A 25,212-nucleotide genomic window follows, 5' to 3' on the forward strand; every position below is an offset into this window, starting at 1 on the left:
GCGAGGAGGCCATCGTGACCCATCCGATTTCCGAGCGCGCGCGGTTCGGCATTCATTCGATCGATCATTTCGCGCTCGACGTGCCGGACCTCGACGAAGCGCGCCGCTTTCTCGACGCGTTCGGCCTCGACGTCGACGCGACGCCGGACCGGCTGCTGGTGCGAACGTCCGGAAACGATCACGTGTGGGCGCAGGTGCGGGCCGGTGAGCGCAAGCGCCTCGCGTATCTCGCGCTGAACTGCTTCGCGCACGACTTCGCGCCGCTGTGCGGGCAGGTGCGCGATGCCGGCGGGCGCGCGGTCGCGCCGGTCGTGCAGGACGGCGACGGCTTCTGGTTCGAGGATCCGGACGGCAACGTGCTGTGGCTGCGGGCGGGCGTCAAGACGTCGCCGACGCACAAGCCGCCGCCTCGGCCAGCCGCCGCGTTGCCGCGCATGCGCGGCGCGACGTTTCGCGGCGATACGCCGGCCGCACGCCCGACGCGGCTGTCGCACGTGCTGCTGTTCACGCCGGACATCGCGCGGGCGATCCGCTTCTACGAGCAGGCGCTCGGCCTGCGCCTGTCCGACGGGTCCGCGGGAATCGTCGCGTTCCTGCACGCGCGGCACGGCAGCGATCATCATCTGATCGCGTTCGCGACCGGGAGCGCGAAGGGGTGGCACCACAGCGCGTGGGACGTGCCGACCGTCGACGCGGTCGGCGCCGGCAAGATGCAGATGGCGCGAGCCGGCTATGCGGACGGCTGGGGCGTCGGCCGTCACGTGCTCGGCTCGAACTACTTCCAGTACGTGCGCGACCCGTGGGGATCGTTCTGGGAATACTCGGCCGACATCGACTACGTGCCGCCGGGGGCGGAATGGCCGACCGCCGACCATCCGCCCGAGGACTCGCTTTATCAGTGGGGCCCCGACGTGCCCGGCTATTTCTTCGACAACACCGGCTGACCTGCGGGGTGGGGGCGGGCAGCGGCCGCGCCGGTCCGCCGCCCGTTCGTCGCGTAGAAGATCGCGGTGACCATCGCAATCCAGGCCGGCCCGACGGTCACCGCGATGCGCGTGTCGTCAAACGCGGCCATCAGCGAGATCACGACGAGCAGGAACGTCATCGCGACGGCGTTGCAGGACGGGAAGAACGGCACGCGGCACGGCAGCTTCGACACGTCCTGCGCGTGCAGCGTCTTGCGGAACCGGTAGTGCGGCACGAGGATGACGCCCCACGTCCACAGCGCGCCGAGCGGCGCCCGGCGGTCAGAACGTGTGACGGATCCCCGCGTTCGCGCCGAGCGTCGTGCCCGTCACGCCGAACAGCGCGTTGTTGATCCCGAGCCCGGTGTTCATCGCGCCGTGGTTGTTGACCATCGCGACCTGCGCGTACAGCGCGGTCGCTTTCGACAGGCTGTAGGTCGTGCCGAGCGCGGCGAGCACCGAATGATTGCCGGTGTCGTTGCGGTCGCTCGTCACCCAGACGCCGCCGTTCAGGTCGACGGCGGGCGTCGCCTGATAGTCGAGGCCGCCGCCGTAGACGTTGTTGCTGAACGAGCCGCCGACCTTGTAGCTCGTGAATGCGGCCTTCGCAGTGACGGGACCGAAGCGATACGCGGCGCCGAGCGTGCGGCCGACGAACGCGACGGTGCCCGGAACCGGCGTCGATGCGGTCCCGCCGCCGTTGCCGTCGTAGAAAGCGGCATTGATCATGAAGCCGCCGCTCTCGTACTTGAGGCTCGCCGAGTACTGGCGTCCGGCCTGGAAGTCGCCGGCCTTGCCGCCGAACGCGAACAGTGCGCTGCCGGTGAGCCCGGCGATCGCCGGGCTCGTGTACGACACCGCATTCGCATTGAACAGGCCCGTGACGAGCACGTTGTCGACATAGTGGATCAGTCCGCTGCCGAAATGCGAGAAGCCGCGCGGATCGGAATCCAGGACCGCGAGCACGAACGGCGAGAATTGCAGGCCGGCCTTGACCTGGCCGTAGCCGCTGTCGAGCCCGACCCACGCCTGGCGGCCGAAGAAATTGCCGTTCGAGTGATTGAACGCGCCGTTCGTCACGCTGAAGCCGCTTTCGAGCTTGAATATCGCCTTGAGGCCGCCGCCGAGATCCTCGGCGCCGGTCAGCCCGAACGTCGTGGGCGTCAATCCGGTGTCGGTCATCGCGAACTGATGGCCGGCGTTCCGCCCGGTGGCCGAATCCAGGGTCTTGCTCGTGTAGAGCAGCGCGGTGTCCAGGTTGCCGTACAGCGTCACGCTGCTCTGCGCGAAGCCGCTCGTGCTTGCCGTCGCGCCGAGCAGTGCCGCGCAGATCGTCCATGTCCTGCTCTTCATCGTCTGTCTCCGTGTTTCTGGTTTTGTAATCCGTACAGCTAATTAATCTTGACGAATCGGCGGCGATGTTCAACGCCTGAATGCCGTGCCGCGGTGTCGTGTCCGCGATCAGGCACGCTTCGCATAGACGTTGCACCAGCCTTCGGCGGCAACCGCCTTGCCCGCGAACATCGGGCACGCGCCGGAGGATTCGCCCGCGGCGGCCTTGTAGAAGCGGCAGTTCTCGCACGTCTGGCCGGCCTGATATTTCGGGAACTTGCCCGCGTCGACGGTCGTCGCCTTCGCGCGATAGCCGAGCGTCTTCGCGGCTGCGTCGTTTTCGTCGACGAGCGGCGCGGCCGCGAATGCACGGGTTCCAGTTGCGAGCGCGGCGCACAGGCCGGCCGTCTGAATGATGAAGGTTCTGCGATTGCGGGGAATCATGTCGTTTTCCTGAATGAAATGAAAGACAACGGGCTGCCCCGCGCGCCGGGAATACTTCCCGGCGCGGCGGGTCTGCCGAAACGAAGGGGACGTTACTTGCGCGGCCCGGCGACGAGCGGCGCCTTCGACGCGTTGGCAATATCGGCGGTCAGCTTGGCCTGCGAGGCGTCATAGCCGTTCGAGTAAAGCAGGAACGCCATCAGATCCGAATATTCCTGTTCCGTCATCTTGCCGGGGCGGTCGGCCGGCATGTTGTTCGACATGTACTGGTACACGCCGCCGACGGTGATATGCGACTTGCCGTCGGGCGCGAAGGCTTCCCCGCTCAGCGCGGGGGCGGTATCGCCCTCGAGCTGAGCGCCGTGGCATTTCGCGCAGGCGTCCGCGTAGATCGTCTTGCCATGCTGCACCTGCCCCAGGTCGAACGACGGCACGGCGCTGCCTTCGTTGGTCGAAACCTTGATGAAGCCGCTCTTCACGGGGTGCTGTTGCGCGGATGCGACCGCGCCGTCGAGAAACCGGCCGGGCGCAGGCTTACCCGCCGCTTGCGCGAGCGTCTCCGGAAGCGCCCAGCCGTGCGTGAGCGTGGCGAGACGGCCGTTGCCGTTCATCCGCGACAACGCCGCGTCGATCCGCTTCTGCAGCGCTGCCTTGCCTGGCCCGAACGCGAACGACAACTGCCAGTCGGAGTACGGCGACGACGTCGCCGCAACCCGGAACCGCTGTTGCGGGTGCGCGTGCTCATACGCGACGACGCTCGGATACCAGACGATGGCGCGCTGTGCGCGGCCGGCCGCGAGCGCGCCGATCGTCTTCTCGCTCGTGTTTTCGAGAACGAAGCGGGCGTTCGTCTGCTGCGCGGCGATCAGCTGCGAAGGGCTCCCATACGTGGCCGCGATCGTCTCCTTGACGCCGGACGCGGCTTGCGCGTCGCGCAGCGAGACGCTGACGTAGCCGGAGCGCAGATAGCCCTGCGAAAAGGACATTTTCGATCCCGACGCATCGGCGATCTCCGAGCGCGGGAAGCCGGCGATCACGTCGCAGTCGCGTTCGAGCGATTTCTTCAGTTCGCCGGCGGAGATGCCGTCGTCGCCGCCGTCGTCGTCGACGCCGCGCTTGCTGAACGATGAGGGGATGCCTGCGGTGCGGAACACTTCACGTGCAACGGCTTTGTCGAGCGCCGTGGTCGGGCTGCCGGGCAGCGTGCAGATGCGTACGCCGGCCGACGCGGATGCCGGTGTCAGCGCCACGCCCACGGCGAGCAGACTGGCGACGGCAACGGGAGTGAGGCGAGTATTCATGGTCGTGGGTCCGGTTGAAGCTGCTGGGGTGTCGCGCCCGCATCGGGCGCAGGCGGGCGCGACGAAGGCCGGGGCCTTGCCCGATCAGTCGAGCGCGAAGACATAGAGCGTGCCGCCGCGCGGAACGTCCTTCGCGATGTCGGCCATCGGGCCGCCCCAGATCGGGTTCGCGCCGCCGTAGCCGGCGAGCACCGCGACGTATTCCTGGCCGTCGACCTCATATACCGAGGGCTGCGAAATGATGCCGCTCGCGAGCTGCGGGCTCTCCCAGAGCACCTTGCCGGTCGCCGTGTCGAACGCGTACAGGCGGCCGTCGAGCGAGCCGCTGAACGCGAGGCCGCTCGCGGTGGTCGCGACGCCACCGTTCCATGGCTTCTTCGTCCAGTGGCTCCACAGCTTCTTGCCGGTGTTCACGTCGATTGCCGTCAGTTCGCCGTAGCCCTGGCTGCCCGGCTCGGGCTTGATCTCGAAGCCTTCGCCGAGATACGGCAGGCCTTCCTGGTAGCTGACCGACTTGCCGGTCAGGCTCATGCACGCGTGCAGCGCGGGCACGACCGCGATGTTGCGCTCCGGGTCGTACGAGATCGACCACCAGTTCTTGCCGCCGAGGAAGCTCGGGCAGGTTTCGATCGTCGTGCCGGCCTTCGGGAACTTCGATTCGTCCTGGATCGGCTTGCCGTCGGCCGTGTAGCCGGTGACCGACGTCGCCTTCACGAACGGCGTCGCATAGATCAGCTTGCCGGTCGTGCGGTCGATCGCGTGGAAGAAGCCGTTGCGATCCGCGTGGATGATCGCGTCGTAGTCCTTGCCCTTGTACGTGATGTCCGCGAGGACCGCCGCGTTCACGCCGTCGTAGTCCCACGTGTCGTTGTTCGTGTACTGGTAGTGCCACTTCAGGTTGCCGTTCTTCGCGTCGAGCGCGAGCAGCGAGTCGGAGTACAGGTTGTCGCCGGGGCGCAGCGCCGCGAGCCACGGGCCGGGGTTGCCGACACCCCAGTACAGCGTGCGGGACGCGGCGTCGTACGTGCCGGTCAGCCACGCGGCGCCGCCGCCGTGAGACTGCATGCCGTCGGGCCAGGTTTCGGAGCCCTTTTCGCCGGAAGCCGGGATCGTGTAGCGTTTCCAGACCTCCGAGCCGTCGTCCGGATTCAAGGCCATGATGTAGCCGCGAATCCCGTATTCGCCGCCGGACGTGCCGACGACGATCGCGCCGTCGAGCGCGAGCGGCGCGAGCGAGAACGAGTAGCCGAGGCCCGGATCGAACAGCCGCTTCTTCCAGACGAGATTGCCGGTTTGCGCGTCGAGCGCGGCGACTTCGCCGCCCAGCATCGCGACATAGACGTTCTTGCCGTACAGCGCGACGCCGCGGTTGACGACGTCGCAGCACGCGGTCTTGAACGATGACGGGCTGAGCTTCGGCTCGTATTTCCACAGCGGCTTGCCCGTCTTCGCATCGAATGCGTAGACGTTGTCCTTGGGCGTCGTCACGAACAGGTAATTGCCGTTGACGATCGGCGTTGCTTCGAAGCCCTGCTTGAGTTCGGCGGGGAACTTGTAGGCCCACACCTGCTTGAGATCCTTTGCATTCGACGGGTCGATCTGCTTGAGGGGCGAATGCGACCGGCCGTTGTAGGTGCGGTAGTAGGTCAGCCAGCCCGGGTCGGCCTGCGCATCGGTCAGCCGCTGGTAGGTCACGGCCGGGTAGTCCGCGGCCGCTTCGACGAGGCCGGGGGTCAGCGCGACGGCGGTTGCCGCCGCGATTCCGATCGTCGCCAGTCGGCTCGCTGAAGCCGAGAGTTTCTTCATGGTTGTCTCCTGAGTCATTGTGGCCGCACCGCCGCGAACGGTTCGTCGCGCCGGCACGGTGGGGTTCCGGGCCGAGTGCGCTGCCGTTCACGCAAGTCGCATGCCATCGCGTCGCGAAGCCCGCGCGGTGCCGCACATGGGCGCATCGCGCGCGGCGCGGCGTCGAAGGCACTGCGCGGCGGCGTCGACGCAGGTGTTGCATTCAGGTACACCGCGGTGCCCGAGGTGTTGCCAAACATGACAGGTGGCGGGTCGCCCGTGACAACGTGCCGCCGGCCTGATGCGCGCCGTGCGGCACTGGCATGGTTCTCGCTGTCCTGCTTCGCGCAGAGGCGTCGCCGCGCGGCGGGCAGCGCCGCGTGGCAGAGCGCGAACAGGAGACAGAGGGAAATGATAAGGAGACCAAAGGCATCAGGCCGTGTCGGCGCGAATCTGCTCTCGACGCTCGGTGCGATCGTGCTGTTCGGCTTGTCGCCGGCCGGCGTGCGCGCACAGCAGAGTGCGAGCGACAACGCTTCGTCCGGCCTCGCCGCGCCGCAAGCGGCGGCCGACATGCTGCCCGCGGTGGTCGTGGTCGGCACGACGCCGCTGCTCGGGATCGGCACGCCGCTGTCGAAGGTGCCGGCGAACGTGCAGACCGTGCGCGCGGCGGACCTCGACGCGCAGCACCGCGCGACGCTCGCGGGCTTTTTCGCGGCGAACCTGCAGAGCGTGACGATCTCGGACGCGCAGGGCAACCCGTACCAGACCGACGTCAACTATCGCGGCTTCACCGCGTCGCCGCTGCTTGGCACGCCGCAGGGGCTGTCGGTGTTCGTCGACGGCGTGCGCGTGAACGAGCCGTTCGGCGACATCGTGAACTGGGACATCCTGCCGACGCAGGCGATCGACCGGATGCAGCTGATTCCCGGCTCCAATCCGGTATACGGACGCAATACGCTGGGCGGCGCGCTCGCGATCACGACGAAGAACGGCAAGTCGAACCCGGGCGGCGAAGCGGAAGTGTCGGGCGGGTCGTGGGGCCGCAAGACCGCCAGTCTCGAGCAGGGCGGCAGGATCGGCTCGAACCTCGACTACTACGCGACCGCGAACGTCGCGAACGACGGCGGCTGGGCGGACCACAACGCGAGCCGCGTGCGGCAGGCGTTCGGCAAGCTGCGCTACACCGATGCCGACACGACGCTTTCGATCGCCGCGGGCGGCGCGGACAACGCGCTGTACGGCAGCCAGACGATCCCGCGCTCGTTCCTCGACAACCGGAAACAGGCGTACACGTATCCGGACCTGAACCGCAACAGCGCCGCGTACGTGACGCTGTCGGGCGACCGCTTCGTCGGCGAGCACGTCGAGCTGAGCGGCAACGCGTACTACCGGCACCTGCGCAATTCCAACCTCAGCAGCAACAACAATACCGACTTCGGATCGGTCGGCGCGGACGGCACCGTCGACAAGGTGCAGGGCACCAACGCGCAATCGACGATCGTCACCGACAGCTACGGCGGCAGCCTGCAGCTCACGCTGCTCGGCAAGCCCGGCGGGATGGCGAACCAGCTGATCGCGGGCGTCGCGGCCGATTTCGCGAACTCGCGCTACGTCGCGTCGTCGCAGGATGCGACTTTCACCGACACGCGCGCGGCGATCGGCATCGGCGATGTCGTTCAGCAGACGAATGCGAGGACGCGCAACGCCAACTTCGGCGTGTACCTGAGCGATGCGTTGTCGCTGACGCCGCACTGGACGCTGACGCTGTCGGGCCGCTACGACTGGTCGAAGGCGCAGATCGGCGACGCGAGCGGGATGCAGCCGCTGCTCGACGGCAATCACACGTTCTCGCGCTTCAACCCGGCGGTCGGCGTCAACTGGAACCCGGTCCCGGGCTTCACCGCCTACGCGACCTACAACGAAGGGATGCGCTCGCCGACTGCAATCGAGCTCGCGTGCGCGGACCCGGCCGCGCCGTGTTCGCTGCCGAACGACTTCGTCGCCGACCCGGCGCTCAAGCCGGTGATCTCGAAGACGTTCGAATTCGGCGCGCGCGGCCGCATCGGCGCGGCGACGACCTGGAGCGCCGCCGCCTACCGCACGACGCTGATGGACGACATCCAGTTCATCAGCAGTCCGGCGAGCGCGCAGGGCTACTTCCGCAACGTCGGCGACACGCGGCGCCAGGGCGTCGAGCTCGCGGGCCGCACGCAGCTCGGCCGGCTCGGCGTCGGGTTTTCGTACAGCCATGTCGACGCGACCTACCGTTCGTCGTGGACCGAACACAGCCCGGCGAACTCGGCCGCCGATGCGAACGGCAACGTGAAGGTCAAGGCGGGCGACCGCATCCCGGGCATTCCCGCGCACACGGTGAAGCTGCGGCTCGACTACGCGGCGACGCCCGCGTGGGACATCGGCGCGAACGTCACGTGGCGCAGCGGCGTCCATGCGCGCGGCGACGAGAACAACCAGGACGTGAACGGCAGGATCGCGGGCTACGTGCTCGTCGATCTCGACATGCGGTACCGGATCACGAAGCGGTTCGAGGTCTTCGCGAGCGTGACGAACCTGTTCGACAAGCGCTATGCGAGCTTCGGCGTGCTCGGCCAGAACTTCTTCAACGGACCGAACCACACGTTCGACGGCGCGAATCCGGTGCACGAGCAGTTCGTCGGGCCGGGCGCGCCGCGCGGCGCGTGGGTCGGCGTGCGCTATGCGTGGGATTGAGCGCTTCGCGGCGGAACCGCGTGGCCGGCTGAACCGGTTCCGGGCTTCGCGCGGTGCGCGCGGTTACGCGCACGGCATCGCCGCGAACATCGCATGGATTGCGCGGGCGACGCTGCGGGCCAATGCCGGGTCGCCTGCCAGATGCCCGGCCGGCACGCGCTCGATCCGGGCGGCGGGCACGGCGCGGCTGAGCCGCGCGACGTTGCCGATAGGGCAGACGGGATCGCGCATGCCGTGCGCGGCGAACAGCGGCACGCCAGCGTCTGCCGCGCGGCGTGCGAGCGCGAGCAGCCGGCGTTCGCCGAGCCAGCAGCCGTGCCGCAGGTAATGCGCCTGGATCCGGTACTTGTCGATCAACCGGAGGACGCCCGGGTGCGAGCGGATCGTGCGCGCACGCGGATGGCGCGATTGCGGCGACGCGAGGACCGCGTCCTCGTACGCGCGCCACGCGAGCGCGACCGCGCGCTGTCCGGCCGCGCCCGCGCCGGGACGCAGCCGCCGCGCGCAGCACGACGGCAGGCGCAGCGGATCGCGGCAGCCCGCCGATGCGCACAGGCGCCGCCATTCGCGCGGCGCGCGCGTGCGCGACGTCGTGAACAGGCGGCGCACTTCGCGCGGCGACGTCAGGAACAGGCCGCGCATCACGACGCCGGTTACGCGCTCGGGATGCCGGCCTGCATAGGCGAGCGCAAGCGCCGCGCCCCACGATCCGCCGACGACGCCCCAGCGCGCGATGCCGAGCCGTTCGCGAATCGCTTCCAGATCGCCGATCAGCCGCGCCGTGCTGTTGTGGCGTGTGCCGCCGCGCGGCGACGACGCGCCGGCGCCGCGCTGGTCGACGAGCACGACGCGCACGCGCGTCAGGTCGAACAGGCGCAGGATGCCGGGCTGGCTGCCGCTGCCGGGCCCGCCGTGCAGCACGACGACCGGGTGGCCGCGCGGGTCGCCGGTCACGGCAAACGCGACCGATTGCGCGTCGCGGCGGATGCGCCTGCGGTCGGGCACCGCATGCGCGGCGGGCATGGCGGGCAACGCGGTCGGCTGCGCGGGTCGGAGCGGGGCAGGCTTCATGTCGGCTTGGCTCGGGAGCGGGTGTCGGGCAATGGTCGCTTGATCGTAATGAAGCAAAGCCGGAAACGCGCCAGCGTCGAGGATCGGGAGTTGCACGGGTAGCGGCAGCGTCGCGAGCGCGGTATCGGAAACGCTCACCCATCCGGCGGCTCGGCGGGCGCGACTCCCCGGATCATGTCTTGCATTCGTCGCTCTGGACCTTTGATCTGCTATAGAAATCCTGGACAGAAATCTACGACGCTACAAGCCTTACCGGGAGACGCACCAAAATCATCTCCGGCGGGCGCAATTTTCCCCATGAGCATCCCATACGTGGCCCTTGGCGTCGCGGAAGCGGCTTCGCCGGCGAGCGTGCTCGCGCAGGAGTTGTGTGTCGGAATGCTGAGGAAGAGCAGGGGCATGCAGGCGGAAGTCCGGATCGAGACGGCAGACTAGAAGACATGCTAGGATTTCTTCACTCACGTGACTGGCGCATATAGATAGAACACTATCGGGGAGCGTGAGGTTGCTGCCGCCGCGCGCCTGGGCATTACCTACTATCCCTGGAGATGGGTTATGCCTGATTTCACACAATTGCTCATGTTCGCTCTTGTGGCGTTGGGAATGGTTCTAACGCCGGGGCCGAACATGATTTATCTGATTTCCCGCTCAATTTGCCAAGGTAGACGCGCAGGCCTCATTTCGTTGGGGGGTGTTGCTCTGGGCTTTGTGTTCTATATGCTCTGTGCGGCATTCGGAATTACGGCTTTCGTATTTGCGGTACCTTACGCATACGATGCGCTTCGCTTTGGCGGCGCTTTGTACCTTTTGTATCTTGCCTGGCAAGCGGTCAGACCGGGCGGACGATCCGCGTTTGCAGTGCGCGACCTACCGGTCGATACTCCAAGGAAGCTCTTTGGCATGGGGTTTGTCACTAACCTGGCGAATCCCAAAATCGCCGTCATGTATCTGTCGCTGCTTCCCCAGTTCATTACGCCAGGACATGGCAGTGTTCTTGCACAATCGCTGGCGCTTGGCAGCGTTCAGATTTCGATCAGCCTCGCTGTGAATGCACTGATCGTCGTGACAGCCGGATCGATATCTATCTTCCTGTCAGGACGCCCGTCGTGGCTATTGGTGCAGCGCTGGCTGATGGGAAGCGTTCTGACAGGTCTGGCGGTGCGGATGGCATCCGAATCCAGGAAATAGCGACGCCTCGCATCGGTTGTACGTCGCCCCTGCGTTAAGGAGGTCTGCGCAACGCGGATTCATGCTGACCTTCCACGCCCCTAACAGTTGAGTTATCGCCCTGGATAACACGTTCCGCACAAAATCTACCGATGCCCCAGGCAAGCTACAAGACGGAAACCTATTGGAAACAGTATCAATCCTTCTTTCCCGCACATGCGCGAGTAACCGCCGCCAGCGGCCCGAACGAAGAGTGGCTCCCCTGGAGAGGAGCATCGATCCATGTTGATCGATTTCCCTGCGCTGCATCGCCGCTGACGGTGGTCGTAGTGCATGGAGGAGGAGGATACGGCCGGTTGTTCGCGCCGATTGGCAAGCTATTGCACAGCGCCGGCTACGAGGTAGTCGCTCCGGATCTACCGGGGTATGGATTGAGTCAGGCGCCTCCTTCACTGGTTTCCTATGAGGCGTGGACCGACTTGCTATGCGATCTGGCATCCATCGAGTACCGGAACACTGGGCGACGCGTAGTATTGTGCGGCGGAAGCCTTGGTGGCTATCTGGCTTACCTGTGCGCGGCGCGGATGGGTGACGGCCCGATTGCTGGCGTGATCGCCACGACCCTTGCGGATCCGCGCTCGCCGCTGGTGAAACGACAGTTTGCCCGCAACGCGCTGGTGCGCCACGTCATGATGCCCCTGTTGCCCTTCTGTGCCCCTCTGATCGGCAGACTGAGACTGCCCGTGAAGTGGTTTACCAAAATGGGCGCGATGTCGAACGATCCATCGCTAAACCGGCTCGTTGCCGAGGATCCCTATGGTGGCCGCGTACGTGTGCCGATCAATTTCATGCAGTCAATTTTCGCCGTGCGGCCGGACATTGAGCCCGAGGACTTCGACCGCTGTCCTTTCCTGCTTGCTCACCCCGAAAACGACCGCTGGACGGGCTTCGAATCGAGCCGGCAGTTCTTTGACCGCATCAAGGGCGAGAAGAGATTGGTGATGCTGGAAAACTGCGGTCACTTTCCGGTGGAGGAGCCCGGCATCGCGCAACTGGAACAGGCTTCGATCCGATTCCTGCGGGAGATTGCCAGCAACGGATCGCGCTCATGACCGCGTGACATTGTGTTGTGACGAGGTCAGAGACGTACTACTGCCCGCCGGGGCCGGTCATGGCTGCGCCCGCCTGTCCGGGAAGATCAGGAAGCTGACACTGGCGAGCACGCAGACAGCAATGCCGCTGTAGAGCATGATCCCGCCGAAACCGTGCACGAGCGCGGCGCGGCCAGTCGCCGCCAGCGTCTCCGCAGACATGGACGCCCATGCGCCAGCGCTGGCGGAAGGCAGGCTCCCGGACGCAATACGATTGGCCAGCGCGCGCAAGGATGCCTCGTCGGACGGTTTGGCCAGCGCCATTTGCAGAAATTGCAGCACCCCTTGCACCAGCAGAAATCCCATCAAGGCGATGTTGATGGCGAGGGAGATCATGCGGGCGCTCATGTCGATGCCGGATGCCATGCCGGCGCGTGCGCTGGACACCGAGCCCGTCGTGGTGTTGGTCACAGGGGTATTGGTGATGCCCAGGCCCGCGCCAGCCAGCAGGCAGCCTGGCAGCACGGTCAGCCAGCTCGCGTGTTCGATGCGGCTGCCGATGAGCATCAGGAAGAACCCCAGCCCGATGGTGAACAGGCCGGCGGGAATGACGATGCCGGGCCGGTAGCGCAACGCCAGCCGTTCGCCGATGGGTGGGAACACCAGCGTAGGCAAGGTGTAGGCCAGCAGCGACACGCCTGCGGCCGCCGGACCCTGACCCAGCGCACTCTGGAAGTAGATGGGCAGGTAGATGATGAACGGCCAGAAGCTGAAGTTCATGCCCACCGAGCCAAGCAAAGCGCCGGAGAAATTGCGTACCCGGAATACCGAGAAGTCGAACATCGGGTGCGCGACGCGCGTTTCCACGACGAGGAACAGCACGAAACTGGCGGCACTCGCCGCGATGACGCTCAGGGCGGAAGCGCTGCCGAATCCCGTCTCGGCGCCCTGCGTCACGAAGTAGGCAAGTCCCAGCACGGCGAGGGACAGGGTGACGATGCCAGCCAGGTCCAGTCTCCGTGCGTGCGGATCACGCGATTCGCGCACGCCAATGATGGCCAGACCGAGCGTCAGGGCCGCGATGAAGACATGCACCCAGAAGACCCACTGCCAACTGGACACGGCGACGATCAGGCCACCGATCAGCGGTCCGAACCCGAGCCCGATACCGAAGACGATGCCCCAGATGCCGAACGCCCTGCCGCGTTCGGCGCCGTCGGGGAACTGGTGCGAGAGTACTGCCACGAGGCAAATGAGCATCGCGCCGCCGCTCGCGCCCTGCAGGAAGCGGCTGGCGATCAGGACAGGCGTACTCCACGCCAGGCCGCACAGCAGCGAGGCGACGCCAAACAGCACGATGGTGCAGAGAAATACGCGCTTGCGGCCATAGCGGTCGGCCAGTGTTCCCGTGGCCATCAGAACGGCGGTGCAGGCGATGGTGTAGGCATTCATGATCCACTGCATGCCGCTGAAATTGCCATGCAGTGTCACTTCCAGCGTGGGCAGGATCACCGGCACGCTGGAAATCTCCAACCCGAACATCAGGGCGGCCAGGCACACGGCCAGTAGCGCCACAGCGTTGCGCGCGGCAAAAGGATGGCCTGTCTGCGGCCGGGGCGGTTCCTCGATGTCACGCACCTGCATGGTTCTTTCGCTCCAAGATTTAGGGAAGGGGTCTGGCAACCCACGCCGCAGCACAGTCTATGGGAATAAATTTCCCATATTGGCTCAATAACTTCTCATACAATGTTCCCTGCAGGAACCAATCGAGATCGCGATGCAAGACAAACTGGATGGGGTCACAACGTTCGTGCAGGTCGTCGAAGCCGGCGGATTTGCGCCCGCAGCAGAGCGACTCGGCCTGACACGCTCGGCGATCGGCAAGGCGATCGCCCGTTTGGAAGCACGGCTAGGTGCGCGACTGCTACAGCGCAACACACGTAGCCAGGTACTGACGACAGAGGGGCAGGCATACTACGAGCGCTGCGTGCGCGCGCTAACGGAACTGGACGCGGCGGAAGCCGATCTGGACAACGGCCGCCTGGAGCCATGTGGCCGACTGCGGGTGAGCGTGCCCGAGGCCTTCGGGCATCTATGCGTCGCCCCGATCCTGCTTGAGCTCACGCGTCTCTATCCGCAACTGCATATCGACCTGTCGTTCAGCGATCGGTACGTGGACTTGATCGAAGAAGGCTTTGACCTTGCCGTCCGCATCGGCAACCTGCACGACAGCGGGACACTGGCGGCCCGACATCTGGGTGTCCAGTACGTCAGCATCGGCGCGTCTCCGGACTATCTATCGCAACATGGCATACCAGGCAGCCTGGAGGAACTGGACGGGCACATCGGGATAGCACCGTCTCGCACAGGCGTCCCCGCGCCGTGGGATGCGCAACCTGCCGGCGGCCATGTCCGGCGGCTAGCTATACGGTCACGGATCAGCATGGATGACGTTCAGGCAATCGCGGCTGCAGCCGTCAAAGGCTATGGCCTCGCCTGGCTACCTGGCTGGCTATTGGCCAGATACGTACAAAGCGGTGAACTGGTTCCCGTCCTGGAGAGCTACCGTGTCCGCTCTCAGGAAATCCATGCGTTATGGCCGCAGGTGCGCCATCTGCGTTGCAAGACCCGGGTCGCCATCGACGCACTCGTAGCCCATATTCCGGCGATGATGAATCCGGGCAACTTGCCCGTCAGGTAGGCGCACTCGCGTCAAAATGCTGCAGGAGCCGGTATCCCTCAACCCAGTCATCGAGTTGGCTGGCGGCATTCAAATGTCCGCGTGCTCCGACGTCGAGAAATTCGCTGCCCCATGTACTGGCACAGGACTGTGCATAACCGATTGCCCCATAGGGATCGTTGTTGCTTGCAACCACGATACTGGGAAATGGCAATCTTGCTGACGGTACGGGCGAGAACCCGAGGCTGAAGGCGGAGGGAAAGGCCGATGTCGACGGGTCTGGAACAGCGACGAGCAGTGCCCCTCGAATGGCGACCGCGCGACGCGCGGCCCAATGCACGACCGCAAGGCACCCGAGACTATGAGCGACGATGATCGTATCAGGACCGAGAGCCGCCACATCGCGATCGATTGCCGCTACCCATTCGTCGCAGACGGCATGATCCCAGTCTTCGACCTTCATGCGTCGCCAGTGCCCCGGCTTTGCAGCCTCCCAGATACTTTGCCAGTGTGTTGCTCCCGAATTGCCGTGACCAGGCACTGTCAGAACGCGTCGACTCATGTTTAGCCTCCCTGAATGAGTATCCAGTGTAAAAGCCGATGGTCTCTGTCAGAATGGCCGAACCAATGAAAACGTTGCCCGCTGGCTTCGAATGCACGGAATTGAAGGGCATGCACGAATGAATCCTAAGCAGGTGGAACTAGATCGACTCGACTGGCGCATTATCGAGGCGCTGCAAACGCATGCGCGCGTGACGAATACCGAGCTGGGCAAGCAGATCGGATTGTCGCAACCAGCTGTCAGCGCCCGAATCAGGCGACTCGAGGAGCAAGGCGTGATCGAAGGTTACTCGGCAAGAATCAACGCCGGGCTGGTCGGTCGCGACATCTCCGCGCTAATCCGCCTGCAAACGAGTCACGCGCAGATTGCGAAATGCCTGAAAGCCTTCGCGACGATGCCTGAGATCATCGAGGCGCACCGCATCACGGGCAACGATTGCTTTATTGTTCGCGTGGTAGTTGAAAGAATGAACCAGCTAGAAACCGTCATCGACGCGCTGGCCGGATTCGGACCTGTGACGACCTCGATCGTACTGGCAAGCTATCCGCCCAAGGCGATTGGTGAAATCAGGTAGTACATCGATATAGATGTACTCCTGTCACGGCACCGGTGGCCAGCCCAGCGTCTATCGCGCGCTGCGCGATGGCCGGCTGATGGCGTAGCCGGCCCAGCGCGTCGTGCGACCGTCAATCGCCGAGCCGCCGGTTCGGCCGTTGTTGCGCGCCACGTGCGGCGTCACGCGATTGGCCCGGCACGTCGCGACGAAGCCCGCCGTATCGTAGTTCTTGTCCGCGCCAACCGTAATAGGCATACCCGCAAGTCGCGCTGCATCCGAAAGCATTTCAGCCGCAGCATCGCGCTCGGCCGTGCCACTGGCCCGCGTCACCTGTGCGTTCACCACCAGGCCGTGCCGGTTATCCGTGAGCAGGTGCCCGATATGGCAGAGCAGCGCGCCGGTACGTCGATTCTTGCGAAACAACTTCGCCTGGCTGTCGGTGCTCGATTCATGCGTCTCGTTGCTGCGCTTCTCGCCGTGCCAGTGCTCACGCTGGCGGCTACCGGCGCATCGTCATCCGATTTGTTCTCGCGAACGAAGCGCTTGTGCCCGCACCGCGCCTGAATCAGGGTGCCGTCCACGCTGAAATGCTCGCCCGACAGGTAGCCATGCGCGTGCGCCGTCTCGACCGTCTCGCTGAACAGCCCCACGATGACGTCGTGCTCGAGCAGCCGGTCACGCGTTCGCTTCGAATCGAATACGGCACCTGCAACAGCAGCGCACGAAAGGAGGCGTGTAAGGCTGGCCGGTTCGCAACCGAGCGTTCGGACGATCTGAGTGTCGAGATACGATGCGGCACGATTTATCGTAAGCCATTGATTTTCAGTGCGTCGTTGTGATCCAGGCCGGTTTGCTCCACGTGGTCCGTTCGCATTATTCCGACCTGGGGGAATAACTTTCAGGCTTGGCCGCGAACCCGATGCAGGAACGTCCGTCTGCGCCGCGACGATCGCGTGGCCCGATGCTTGCTTGCAATCGCGGCATAGAGTCCGGCAGATGACCGGAAGGATCCCCGGAGGAGACAATGCCCGATGACGTACCCCAGGCGGCCGGGTCACGGGCCGCGCATCCCGCCGGCTGGCCGGCGCCGTCGATCCAGAAAGCCCACGAGCGGTCCGAGACGTTCGGCCTGCAGGTGTCGGCCCGCCCCGACTATGACGTGCTGTCGAATGCGGCGCTCGTGCTGAAGCGCGAGCAGAACCGCGTGCTGTGCGTGCACGCGATGCCGGTGATGGAGACGCTGCACGAGCAGATCGTGAACACGCAGAGCATGATCGTGCTGACCAACGCGGAGGGCCTGATCCTGCATTCGATCGGCGACGACGACTTCCTGCGCCGCGCGGAAAAGGTCGCGCTGCGCCCGGGCGCGAACTGGGCGGAGAGCCGGCAGGGCACCAACGCGATCGGCACGGCGCTCGCCGAGCTGTGCCCGATGGTGGTCCACGGCGACCAGCATTTCCTGGCCGCGAACCGCTTCCTGACCTGCTCGAGCGTGCCGATCCTCGACCCGTACGGCGACGCGATCGGCGTGCTCGACGTGACGGGCGACCACCGCAGCTATCACCAGCACACGATGGCGCTCGCGAAGATGTCGGTGCAGATGATCGAGAATCACCTGTTTACGACGACGTTTCAGGAGACGCTGCAGGTGTCGTTCCATGGCCGCCCCGAGTTTCTCGGCACGCTGATGGAGGGGATCGTCGCGTTCACCGCCGACGGCCGCTTCCTGTCGGCGAACCGCGGCGCGCAGTTCCAGCTCGGGATGCCGCTTGCCGCGCTGCGCGCGCACACGCTGTCGTCGCTGTTCGACGTCACGCCCGCACAGCTGATCGACCGCATGCGCGCGAGCACCGACCAGCGCCTGATGCTGAATCTCGGCAACGGCGCGGTGGTGTGCGCGCGCGTGCACTTCCGGCGCGCGATGCTGGCCGAGGGCAGCCGGCCGACCGACGTCCATGACGCGGGCGCGCCGGCCGCGCGCGCGTGCAGCGCGTCGGCGGCGGGAAACCCGGCGGGCCTGTCGCGGCTCGCCTGCCTCGACACCGGCGATCCGCAGGTCGCGTCGGTGATCGCGAAGGTGCGCAAGGTGATCGGCAAGGACATTCCGATCCTGATCACCGGCGAGACCGGCACCGGCAAGGAACTGCTCGCGCAGGCGATCCACAACGACTCGCCGCGGCGCGACGGCCCGTTCGTCGCGGTCAACTGCGCATCGATTCCGGAGACGCTGATCGAATCCGAGCTGTTCGGCTACGAGGAGGGCGCGTTCACCGGCGCGCGCCGCAAGGGCGCGGTCGGCAAGCTGCTGCAGGCGAACGGCGGCACGCTGTTCCTCGACGAGATCGGCGACATGCCGTATCCGCTGCAGGTGCGGCTGCTGCGCGTGCTGCAGGAGCGCCTCGTCAACCCGCTCGGCTCGACGAAAACGATCGCCGTCGACATCTCGATCATCTGCGCGACGCACCGCGACCTGCGCGACATGATCGCGCAGAACCGCTTCCGCGAGGACCTCTACTACCGGCTGAACGGCCTCGTGGTGCGCCTGCCGCCGCTGCGCGACCGCACGGATCTCGCGGTCGTCGTGCAGAAGATGCTGCAGCGGGAAGCGATCGCGGGCGCCGGGCGCCCGCCGCTCACCGTCGCGCCGGACGTGATGGCGCTGTTCGAGCGCTGCGCGTGGCCCGGCAATTTCCGCCAGCTCGGCAACCTGCTGCGCACGGCGGCGGCGATGGTCGACGACGACGGCGAGATCCGGCGCGAGCACCTGCCGGACGACTTCTTCGACGACCTGCGCCGCGGCGACGCGCAGGCGGCACCCGGCGCGTGTGCCGCACCCTGCGCCACGGACGCGCTCCCGGCTGCCGACGCGCGTCTGCAGGACGTCGCCGCGTCCGCTATCGCCGCCGCGCTGGCGCGGCATGGCGGCAACGTGTCGGCGGCGGCGCGCGCGCTCGGCGTGTCGCGCAACACGATCTACCGGAAGATGCCCGCGGCCGACGCGGGCCGGCAGCCGTCCGACGAAAGCTGACGCGCAGGACGCCCGGCTGCCGTGCGATCTGTCACAGCCGGTGTGTCAGGTTGCAACACGGGTGTTCAATCATTGAACACCTGTCGCCGTCCCCGGGCGTCGTGCTGCCGGGGCGGAGGAGCGCATGCGCGCGAATCGTGTCGGCAATTCGTAAGGGTCTCGCCCGGACGCCCGGGCGGCGCGTACACGCAGCGCTCGCGCACGCTTTGCGCGGCTTCGGCACGCTCCTTGCTGAAGAGGAACCGGCCGCTCGATTGGCGCGGTTCTTCGACTCATCAACTGAACAAGGAGACACATCATGCAGTGGACGACCCCGTCTTACACCGATTTGCGCTTCGGCTTCGAAATCACGATGTACATCGCCAACCGCTGATCGCCGCGCGATGCGCTGCCCGCGTCGCCGTGCGCGGCGCGGGCAGCCTCGGGAGCTGACGCCAATGAAGATCAAGATACTCGGCTCGGGAGCCGGCGGCGGCCTGCCGCAATGGAACTGCAACTGTGCGAACTGCCGTCGTGCGCGCAACGGCGCGGGCGACGTGGTGCCGCGCACGCAGTCGTCGATCGCGGTCAGCGACGACGGCATCGACTGGATCCTCGTCAACGCGTCGCCCGACCTCCTTTCCCAGTTGCGCGCGAATCCGGACCTGCAGCCGGCGCGCGCGATCCGCGACAGCGGCATCGCCGCCGTCGTGCTGTGCGATGCCCAGATCGACCACGTGACGGGCCTCGTGATGCTGCGCGAGCGTTCGACGCCGCTGCCGCTTTACGCGACCGCGCCGGTGCTCGACGACCTGTCGACCGGGTTGCCGCTCGTGCCGCTGCTCGGCCATTACTGCGGCGTCGAAGCGCACACGATCGCGCTCGGCGAGCCGTTCTCGGTGCCCGCGGCCGGCGGCATCCGCTTTACCGCGATCCCCGTCGACAGCAAGCCGCCGCCTTATTCGCCGAGGCGCGCGTCGGCCGCGCCCGGCGACAACGTCGCGCTGTCGATCGAAGACGTCGCGAGCGGCCGGCGCGCGTTCTACGCGCCGGGGCTCGCGGTCGTTTCCGGCGACGTGCGCGCGGCGATGCGCGAGGCCGACCTCGTGCTGGTGGACGGCACGTTCTGGACCGGGACCGAGATGATCGATCTCGGCCTGTCGAGCAAGCACGCGGCCGACATGGGGCATCTCGCGCAGTGCGCGGAACACGGGCAGCCCGGCATGATCGACTGGCTCGACGCGCTGCCCGCGCGCACGCGCAAGGTGCTCACGCACATCAACAACACGAACCCGATTCTCGACCCGCATTCCGCCGAGCACGCGCGCCTGCGCGCGCATGGCATCGACGTCGCGCACGACGGCATGCAATTCCAGGTTTGACGACGATGAACGCACCGATCCCCGCTACGGCGTTGCACGCGACGCCCTGGACCGCGACCGAATTCGAATCGCGGCTGCGCGCGCTCGAAGCGCGCTATCACATCCACCATCCGTTCAACCGGCGGCTCAACAGCGGCGCGTGCTCGCCCGCGCAGATCCGCGGCTGGGTCGCGAACCGCTTCTACTACCAGATCAACATCCCGCTCAAGGATGCGGCGATCCTGTCGAACTGCCCGGACCGCGACACGCGGCGCCGGTGGATCCAGCGGCTGATCGACCACGACGGCAACGGCGACAACGAAGGCGGCATCGAGGCGTGGGTGCGGCTCGGCGAAGCGGTCGGCCTCGATCGCGCGGAGTTGTGGTCGCTCGAGCACGTGCTGCCCGGCGTGCGCTTCGCGGTCGACGCGTACGTGAATTTCGCGCGGCGCGCGCCGTGGCAGGAAGCCGTGTGCTCGTCGCTGACGGAGATGTTCGCGCCGCAGATCCATCTCGACCGGCTCGCGGGCTGGCCGTCGCATTACCCGTGGATCGAGCCGGACGGGCTGCATTACTTCCGCAGCCGCGTGCCGCTCGCGCAGCGCGACGTCGAGCACGGGCTTGCGGTCACGCTGCAGCATTTCACGACGCCGGAGGCGCAGCAGCGCGCGCTCGGCATCCTGCAATTCAAGCTGGACATTCTCTGGTCGATCCTCGACGCGGTCGAAAGGGCCTATCCCGTATGAACGCCATCGATGCCGCCAGCGGCGTGCCGCTGCGCCCCTGCCTGAGGGGCATGTACCGCCTGCAGTGGGAGGTGGCCCAGGATGCCTACGTGCTCCTCTATCCGGAAGGGATGGTCAAGCTCAACCCGAGCGCGGGCGAGATCCTCGCGCGCTGCGACGGCACGCGCGAGCTGGACGACATCATCGGCGAACTCGAGCAGCTGTTCAGCCAGTCCGACCTCGCCGCCGACGTGTACCGCTTCCTCGATCATGCGCGGCTGCGCGGCTGGCTCGACTGACATGACGCCCGACACTTCCCGTCCGTCCGCGCCGCTGTGGCTGCTCGCGGAGCTCACGTACCGCTGCCCGCTGCATTGCGCGTTCTGTTACAACCCGGTCGACTACGCGACGCACGGCCCGGAGCTCGACACCGATGCGTGGCGCACGGTGATCAGCGACGCGCGCGCGCTCGGCGCCGCGCAGATCGGCTTTTCGGGCGGCGAGCCGCTGCAGCGCGGCGACCTCGAGACGCTCGTCGCGCATGCGCGCGGGCTCGGCTTCTACACGAACCTGATCACGTCGGGCATCGGGCTGAACGCGGCGCGCATCGAGCGGCTCAAGTCCGCCGGGCTCGACCATATCCAGGTGTCGCTGCAGGATTCGACGCGCGAGCTGAACGATTTCCTGACCAGCACCCGCACGTTCGAGCTGAAGCGCAGCGTCGCGCGACTCGTCAAGGCGCATGGCTATCCGATGGTGCTCAACTGCGTGCTGCATCGCTACAACCTGCCGCATGTGGGCCAGATCATCGAGATGGCGCTCGATCTCGGCGCCGATTACCTGGAGCTGGCGAACACGCAGTACTACGGCTGGGCGATGCTCAACCGCGACCAGCTGATGCCGACCGCCGAGCAGTTGCGCGACGCAGAGGATACGGTCAACCGCTATCGCAAGCTCATCGGCGGGCGTTGCCGGATCCTGTTCGTCGTGCCCGACTATTTCGAGCAGCGTCCGAAGGCATGCATGAACGGCTGGGGCTCGGTGTTCCTCGGTGTCGCGCCGGACGGCACCGCGCTGCCGTGTCATGCCGCGCGCTCGCTGCCGGGGCTCGCGCTGCCGAACGTGCGCGACCGGTCGTTGAAGGAAATCTGGTACGACAGCGACGCGTTCAACGCGTTTCGCGGCGACGGCTGGATGCGCGAGCCGTGCCGCACGTGCGACGAGCGCCATGCGGATCACGGCGGATGCCGATGCCAGGCGTACCTGCTGACCGGCGATCCGGCGAACGCCGATCCGGTCTGTGCGAAGTCGGCGCATCACGGGCAGGTCGAGCAGGTGGTGCGGCTTGCACGGCAACCCGCGCGTCGCGACGAACAGCCGCTGGTCTTTCGCAGCAAGGAAAATTCGCTGGCGCGCTGCGTGGCCGCGTGCGATTGAGCGAAGGCGCCGGGCTGTCAGGACGATGTGGACGCGCGAGGCAAAGCGATGAGCATAGCCGTCGTCGATGCGCGCGACGCGCCCCGGCCGGGCGAAGTCGCATGCGAGCGCGCCGGCCGCGGCGTGAAGCGGATCGTATCGGTTGTCGCGGGCGTGTGCATGCTGCATGCGGGGCTGTTTGCGCTGCTCTTGCGTGATGGAGCAGTGCACAGCGTGCCCGTCCGCCGGCAGGTGATGATCGTGACGCTGATTGCACCGACGCCTGCCACCGCGACCGCGGCGGCGGCAGTCGCCATGCCGCGGGCGATGCGGCGGGCAGGGCCGACGCCCAAACCGTCGGCGCGCAGGGAGCCGGCGGCCTCGCGGCCGCTGGCGTCCGCGCACCCTCGGGCGCCGGCGCACGACGTACCCGTGCCGGACGCGTCGCGGCCCGCTCCGGTCGCCTCGACGGATGAACGCCGCAGTGTGCCGTCGAGTGATGCGGTATCCAATGCGGTGCAGACGCAGACGCAGACGCAGACGCAGACGCAGACGCAGACGCAGACGCAGACGCAGACGCAGACGCCGCGCTTCGTCGCGCGTCCCGCCTGTGCGCTGGTCAAGCCGGACTACCCGCCGCAATCGCTGCGCATGGGCGAGCACGGCACCGTGATCGTCGAACTGGAAACCGACGCAACGGGCCGAGTCGTGGCGGCGCGCGTCGTGACCGGCAGCGGTTACCCGCGCCTCGACGCCGCTGCGCGCGAAGCGGTTCTCGCGAGCCGCTGCGCGCCGCATCTGGAAAGCGGCGTCGCGACGCCGACGCGGGCGCATGCACCCGTCACCTTCAATCTCGACGAGTGACAGGACACTTCATCAGTTGCTCCGGGAAACCCGCCCGTCCACACACGCTTCCCTGACCTGAATATCCGTTCCGGCGGTCGGCGCGAGCCTGCGATCAGCCTGACCCGCCATTGACGCCGCCGCGCGCGCGTCGGCAGCGAAACGCGCATCGGCTTCGTCGACATGCGACGCGGGCGGTGACGACACTCGATCGTCACCGCCCGCGTGATGTTGCTCCGCGCCTGCCCCGCGCCGTCATCCGTCGTCGGCCTTGGCCTGCAAATCCTTCAAGCCCTTGATCACGACCAGCAACGCGCGCCCGTGCTCGTCGGAGCCGTCCCATGCGTCGACGATCGCGTCGCGCAGCAATTCGTTATAGCGGCGCTGCGACGGATGCACGTCGACGCCATAGAAAGTGCATAGCTTATTGAATGGGGTGCTGCGACGCAGGCGCCGGCCGTTCGATTGCCGAAGGCGCGACACGGTCGGCTGGCTGACCCCGGAAAGCCGCGCTATTTCGCTGGATGAGCGGGTATCTGCCGACAAGCGGCGCAACAGGTCATCAATGGGAAAATCATCGTCCGGGGCTTCCATGTCATGCATTATACCTATACAGTTACGGTTGTTGAATGACTTGCTGAAACTGGCAAGCGGCTGCGCCCTGAGAAAGTTGATGACACTGAAACACCTCCCTCGTACGTTTTGCTGGACCAAGATCGGCGCCGAGTCCGGCGAAGAACTGGCCACCGTGGTGCTCCGCAAGGAATGGGAGCGCCGGCTGGGAGGCGGGCGGTTTCTGTGGGGGATCAACCAGCCGCTCGGCAACAGCGCGCAGGTCGCCGCGCATCGCACGGGCTCGCTGCTCGCGTTGTTCTCGCCGGTCGCGGCGCGCACGCGCGCGGCCGAGCGTGGGCGCGGCAACGTGCTGTTGTGGAATGCGTGGGTCGATGCGAGCGGCCAGGTGCGTCAGCTGCCGCCGCACACGTTCATCACGAGCCGCGCGAAGCTGCCGTCCGGCCGGCCGCGCGAGCATCACTACGCGCTCGTGTGCGCGTCGTCCACCGCGCTCACGATCGGCACGCGCCTGCGCGTGTATCCGGAGCAGCTGCGCAACGTGAGCACCGGCAGGGCGCTTGGCGCCGCGCAAGGCGCGGTGGTCGTCGACTCCCTCGGCCGGCCCGCGGAGCAGGGCGGCAAAAGCTATCCGCTCGCGCTGTCGGTCGAGCTCGAAGCGCCGTATTTCGTGCGCCTCACGCAGCCGAGCGTGCTGAAGGCGCGCGATCTCGCGGACGTGAACAAGGCGACGCGCGACGGCGATTTCGATCGTTTCGTCGAACTGGTCACACGCTTGCGCGGCCGCTCGTCGACTGAGGACGTGCGCGGCTTCACGCGCGACCTGTTCGACGTGCCGCTGATCGAAACGGCGTCGGCGTATGTTGCGCCGGCGCATGCAACGCGCCTGCGCAGCCGTCCGGCAGCCGAGGATGCGCGCGGCTTCACGCGCGATCTGTTCGATTTGTCACCGGGCGAATCCGCGCCGTTCGGTGGGCTGACGCATCCGCGCGTCGGCCGCGCGTAACGGACTCGGTGGTTGACCGGGGTGGGAGCGCTTCAGGAAGGACAGCGCGATTGAAGCGCGTGCAGCGGACGTTTCGCTTCGGGCAAGAAATTGTTGCAATCTCGTCGTGGCGGACCGGCGAGCGCAGAGGGACAATCGGCTGACGCGCGCAGCGCGGCGGCCGATGCGTTGACCGGCAGTTGGCGGTTGTTCATGCCGTCGCCATGCGCACCACGCACACTGAGCGTCGGCATGCTTCATACAGCATTCTGAGGGAGAAGTGTCGATGTCCACCCACATCTGTTCGCGAGAAGCCCGGGCCGCGCAACGCTTCGTCGAAGCGACGCGCAACGTCGATCAGGCGTTCCGCGCGGTGCGCGGCGAAGCCGACGAAGACGTGTCGTCGGTCGAATATGCGATGGCGATGTCCCGGCTGGACCGCGCGCTCGACGAGCTGGCGCGCGCACAGGAATTCTTCGACCGGGTCGCGAGCGCCGACGCGCGCGAGCGCAACTGATTCCCCGATTCCCGCTTGCATGGCGTCGATCGCAATGATCGACGCGTTCATGTCCTTCCATGTGCGGCGCTGATGGCGCGCACCAAATAGTTCCGCTTGCG

General features: G+C 66.6%; 25 protein-coding genes, 1 pseudogene and 1 riboswitch. Of the genes and pseudogenes, 16 read left to right on the top strand and 10 right to left on the bottom strand.

The features are described from left to right. Positions 1 to 14 precede the first annotated feature (14 nt). Positions 15 to 944 carry a VOC family protein gene (locus ACFIMZ_RS21990; protein WP_431824426.1) on the top strand — a complete coding sequence of 310 codons (930 nt, stop codon included), beginning with the start codon at positions 15 to 17 and terminating at the stop codon, positions 942 to 944. On the opposite strand, the gene ACFIMZ_RS21995 is transcribed toward ACFIMZ_RS21990, so the two are convergent. The 5 genes from ACFIMZ_RS21995 to ACFIMZ_RS22015 form a co-directional block, all read right to left on the bottom strand. Then, on the bottom strand, positions 920 to 1,201 hold the full coding sequence (locus ACFIMZ_RS21995; RefSeq protein ID WP_431824427.1) for a hypothetical protein: 282 nt from the start codon (positions 1,199 to 1,201) through the stop codon (positions 920 to 922). The two genes, ACFIMZ_RS21990 and ACFIMZ_RS21995, sit on opposite strands and share 25 nt — an antisense overlap. Before the next feature lie 46 nt (positions 1,202 to 1,247). Beyond that, a complete protein-coding gene (locus tag ACFIMZ_RS22000; protein WP_431824428.1) occupies positions 1,248 to 2,318 on the bottom strand; it encodes a porin in 1,071 nt (356 codons plus the stop codon). Between the two features lie 108 nt (positions 2,319 to 2,426). Then, positions 2,427 to 2,741: a high-potential iron-sulfur protein gene (locus ACFIMZ_RS22005; RefSeq protein ID WP_431824429.1), complete on the bottom strand. Its 315-nt coding sequence runs from the start codon at positions 2,739 to 2,741 to the stop codon at positions 2,427 to 2,429. Positions 2,742 to 2,833: 92 nt separating this feature from the next. Then, complete coding sequence (locus ACFIMZ_RS22010; protein ID WP_431824430.1) at positions 2,834 to 4,042, bottom strand: c-type cytochrome; 1,209 nt, start codon at positions 4,040 to 4,042, stop codon at positions 2,834 to 2,836. 84 nt (positions 4,043 to 4,126) lie between these two features. Beyond that, positions 4,127 to 5,848, bottom strand: a complete 1,722-nt coding sequence (locus ACFIMZ_RS22015) for a methanol/ethanol family PQQ-dependent dehydrogenase (RefSeq protein ID WP_431824431.1) — start codon at positions 5,846 to 5,848, stop codon at positions 4,127 to 4,129. Positions 5,849 to 6,238: 390 nt separating this feature from the next. On the opposite strand from ACFIMZ_RS22015, the gene ACFIMZ_RS22020 reads away from it, so the two are divergent. Further along, positions 6,239 to 8,557 carry a TonB-dependent receptor gene (locus ACFIMZ_RS22020; protein WP_431824432.1) on the top strand — a complete coding sequence of 773 codons (2,319 nt, stop codon included), beginning with the start codon at positions 6,239 to 6,241 and terminating at the stop codon, positions 8,555 to 8,557. 63 nt (positions 8,558 to 8,620) lie between these two features. Here the strand turns inward: ACFIMZ_RS22020 and ACFIMZ_RS22025 are convergent, their stop codons facing one another. Further along, complete coding sequence (locus tag ACFIMZ_RS22025) at positions 8,621 to 9,580, bottom strand: alpha/beta fold hydrolase (protein WP_431825336.1); 960 nt, start codon at positions 9,578 to 9,580, stop codon at positions 8,621 to 8,623. Between the two features lie 345 nt (positions 9,581 to 9,925). On the opposite strand from ACFIMZ_RS22025, the gene ACFIMZ_RS22030 reads away from it, so the two are divergent. The 3 genes from ACFIMZ_RS22030 (at position 9,926) to ACFIMZ_RS22040 (ending at position 11,907) form a co-directional block, all read left to right on the top strand. After that, positions 9,926 to 10,063, top strand: a complete 138-nt coding sequence (locus tag ACFIMZ_RS22030) for a hypothetical protein (protein WP_431824433.1) — start codon at positions 9,926 to 9,928, stop codon at positions 10,061 to 10,063. A 17-nt stretch (positions 10,064 to 10,080) separates the two neighbouring features. Beyond that, positions 10,081 to 10,163, top strand: a riboswitch (ZMP/ZTP riboswitch). Positions 10,164 to 10,183: 20 nt separating this feature from the next. Continuing rightward, positions 10,184 to 10,816 carry a LysE family translocator gene (locus ACFIMZ_RS22035; RefSeq protein WP_431824434.1) on the top strand — a complete coding sequence of 211 codons (633 nt, stop codon included), beginning with the start codon at positions 10,184 to 10,186 and terminating at the stop codon, positions 10,814 to 10,816. 131 nt (positions 10,817 to 10,947) lie between these two features. After that, on the top strand, positions 10,948 to 11,907 hold the full coding sequence (locus ACFIMZ_RS22040) for an alpha/beta hydrolase (RefSeq protein ID WP_431824435.1): 960 nt from the start codon (positions 10,948 to 10,950) through the stop codon (positions 11,905 to 11,907). A gap of 57 nt (positions 11,908 to 11,964) precedes the next feature. Here ACFIMZ_RS22040 and ACFIMZ_RS22045 read toward each other — a convergent pair whose 3' ends face one another. Then, positions 11,965 to 13,530 carry an MFS transporter gene (locus ACFIMZ_RS22045; protein WP_431824436.1) on the bottom strand — a complete coding sequence of 522 codons (1,566 nt, stop codon included), beginning with the start codon at positions 13,528 to 13,530 and terminating at the stop codon, positions 11,965 to 11,967. 133 nt (positions 13,531 to 13,663) lie between these two features. Here ACFIMZ_RS22045 and ACFIMZ_RS22050 point away from each other — a divergent pair, with 133 nt between their 5' ends. After that, positions 13,664 to 14,587, top strand: a complete 924-nt coding sequence (locus ACFIMZ_RS22050) for a LysR family transcriptional regulator (RefSeq protein WP_431824437.1) — start codon at positions 13,664 to 13,666, stop codon at positions 14,585 to 14,587. Here the strand turns inward: ACFIMZ_RS22050 and ACFIMZ_RS22055 are convergent. Next, positions 14,580 to 15,128, bottom strand: coding sequence for an alpha/beta hydrolase (locus ACFIMZ_RS22055; RefSeq protein WP_431824438.1), 549 nt, complete (start codon positions 15,126 to 15,128; stop codon positions 14,580 to 14,582). The two genes, ACFIMZ_RS22050 and ACFIMZ_RS22055, sit on opposite strands and share 8 nt — an antisense overlap. Positions 15,129 to 15,246: 118 nt before the next feature. Here ACFIMZ_RS22055 and ACFIMZ_RS22060 point away from each other — a divergent pair, with 118 nt between their 5' ends. After that, positions 15,247 to 15,702 carry an Lrp/AsnC family transcriptional regulator gene (locus tag ACFIMZ_RS22060; RefSeq protein WP_431824439.1) on the top strand — a complete coding sequence of 152 codons (456 nt, stop codon included), beginning with the start codon at positions 15,247 to 15,249 and terminating at the stop codon, positions 15,700 to 15,702. A 63-nt stretch (positions 15,703 to 15,765) separates the two neighbouring features. Here the strand turns inward: ACFIMZ_RS22060 and ACFIMZ_RS22065 are convergent. After that, positions 15,766 to 16,370 (bottom strand): annotated as a pseudogene (locus ACFIMZ_RS22065) (transposase); the annotation flags it as partial. Positions 16,371 to 16,708: 338 nt separating this feature from the next. Between ACFIMZ_RS22065 and ACFIMZ_RS22070 the strand changes: the two are divergent. The 7 genes from ACFIMZ_RS22070 to ACFIMZ_RS22100 all read left to right on the top strand — a co-directional run bounded on the left by ACFIMZ_RS22070 (position 16,709) and on the right by ACFIMZ_RS22100 (position 23,057). Continuing rightward, a complete protein-coding gene (locus ACFIMZ_RS22070) occupies positions 16,709 to 18,712 on the top strand; it encodes a sigma-54-dependent Fis family transcriptional regulator (RefSeq protein WP_431824440.1) in 2,004 nt (667 codons plus the stop codon). 298 nt (positions 18,713 to 19,010) lie between these two features. Next, entirely contained in the window at positions 19,011 to 19,085 is a 75-nt protein-coding gene (pqqA, locus tag ACFIMZ_RS22075; RefSeq protein ID WP_006485436.1) for a pyrroloquinoline quinone precursor peptide PqqA, read from the top strand. A 64-nt stretch (positions 19,086 to 19,149) separates the two neighbouring features. Beyond that, positions 19,150 to 20,073, top strand: coding sequence for a pyrroloquinoline quinone biosynthesis protein PqqB (gene pqqB / locus ACFIMZ_RS22080; protein ID WP_431824441.1), 924 nt, complete (start codon positions 19,150 to 19,152; stop codon positions 20,071 to 20,073). Between the two features lie 5 nt (positions 20,074 to 20,078). After that, the gene (gene pqqC / locus ACFIMZ_RS22085) at positions 20,079 to 20,798 is read left to right on the top strand and encodes a pyrroloquinoline-quinone synthase PqqC (RefSeq protein ID WP_431824442.1); all 720 of its coding nucleotides are present in this window, start codon (positions 20,079 to 20,081) and stop codon (positions 20,796 to 20,798) included. Next, entirely contained in the window at positions 20,795 to 21,076 is a 282-nt protein-coding gene (gene pqqD, locus ACFIMZ_RS22090) for a pyrroloquinoline quinone biosynthesis peptide chaperone PqqD (RefSeq protein WP_010093544.1), read from the top strand. Before pqqC ends, pqqD begins: the two co-directional genes overlap by 4 nt. Before the next feature lies 1 nt (position 21,077). After that, the gene (gene pqqE / locus ACFIMZ_RS22095) at positions 21,078 to 22,214 is read left to right on the top strand and encodes a pyrroloquinoline quinone biosynthesis protein PqqE (RefSeq protein ID WP_431824443.1); all 1,137 of its coding nucleotides are present in this window, start codon (positions 21,078 to 21,080) and stop codon (positions 22,212 to 22,214) included. A gap of 48 nt (positions 22,215 to 22,262) precedes the next feature. Next, positions 22,263 to 23,057: an energy transducer TonB gene (locus tag ACFIMZ_RS22100; protein ID WP_431824444.1), complete on the top strand. Its 795-nt coding sequence runs from the start codon at positions 22,263 to 22,265 to the stop codon at positions 23,055 to 23,057. A gap of 234 nt (positions 23,058 to 23,291) precedes the next feature. Here the strand turns inward: ACFIMZ_RS22100 and ACFIMZ_RS22105 are convergent, their stop codons facing one another. Beyond that, positions 23,292 to 23,630: a helix-turn-helix domain-containing protein gene (locus ACFIMZ_RS22105; protein ID WP_084910100.1), complete on the bottom strand. Its 339-nt coding sequence runs from the start codon at positions 23,628 to 23,630 to the stop codon at positions 23,292 to 23,294. Between the two features lie 79 nt (positions 23,631 to 23,709). Between ACFIMZ_RS22105 and ACFIMZ_RS22110 the strand changes: the two genes are divergently transcribed. Beyond that, positions 23,710 to 24,615, top strand: coding sequence for a hypothetical protein (locus ACFIMZ_RS22110; RefSeq protein ID WP_431824445.1), 906 nt, complete (start codon positions 23,710 to 23,712; stop codon positions 24,613 to 24,615). Between the two features lie 265 nt (positions 24,616 to 24,880). Continuing rightward, positions 24,881 to 25,111: a hypothetical protein gene (locus tag ACFIMZ_RS22115; RefSeq protein ID WP_431824446.1), complete on the top strand. Its 231-nt coding sequence runs from the start codon at positions 24,881 to 24,883 to the stop codon at positions 25,109 to 25,111. Positions 25,112 to 25,212 lie beyond the last annotated feature (101 nt).

This window comes from Burkholderia sp. F1, assembly GCF_050813845.1.
GTDB lineage: Bacteria > Pseudomonadota > Gammaproteobacteria > Burkholderiales > Burkholderiaceae > Burkholderia > Burkholderia ubonensis.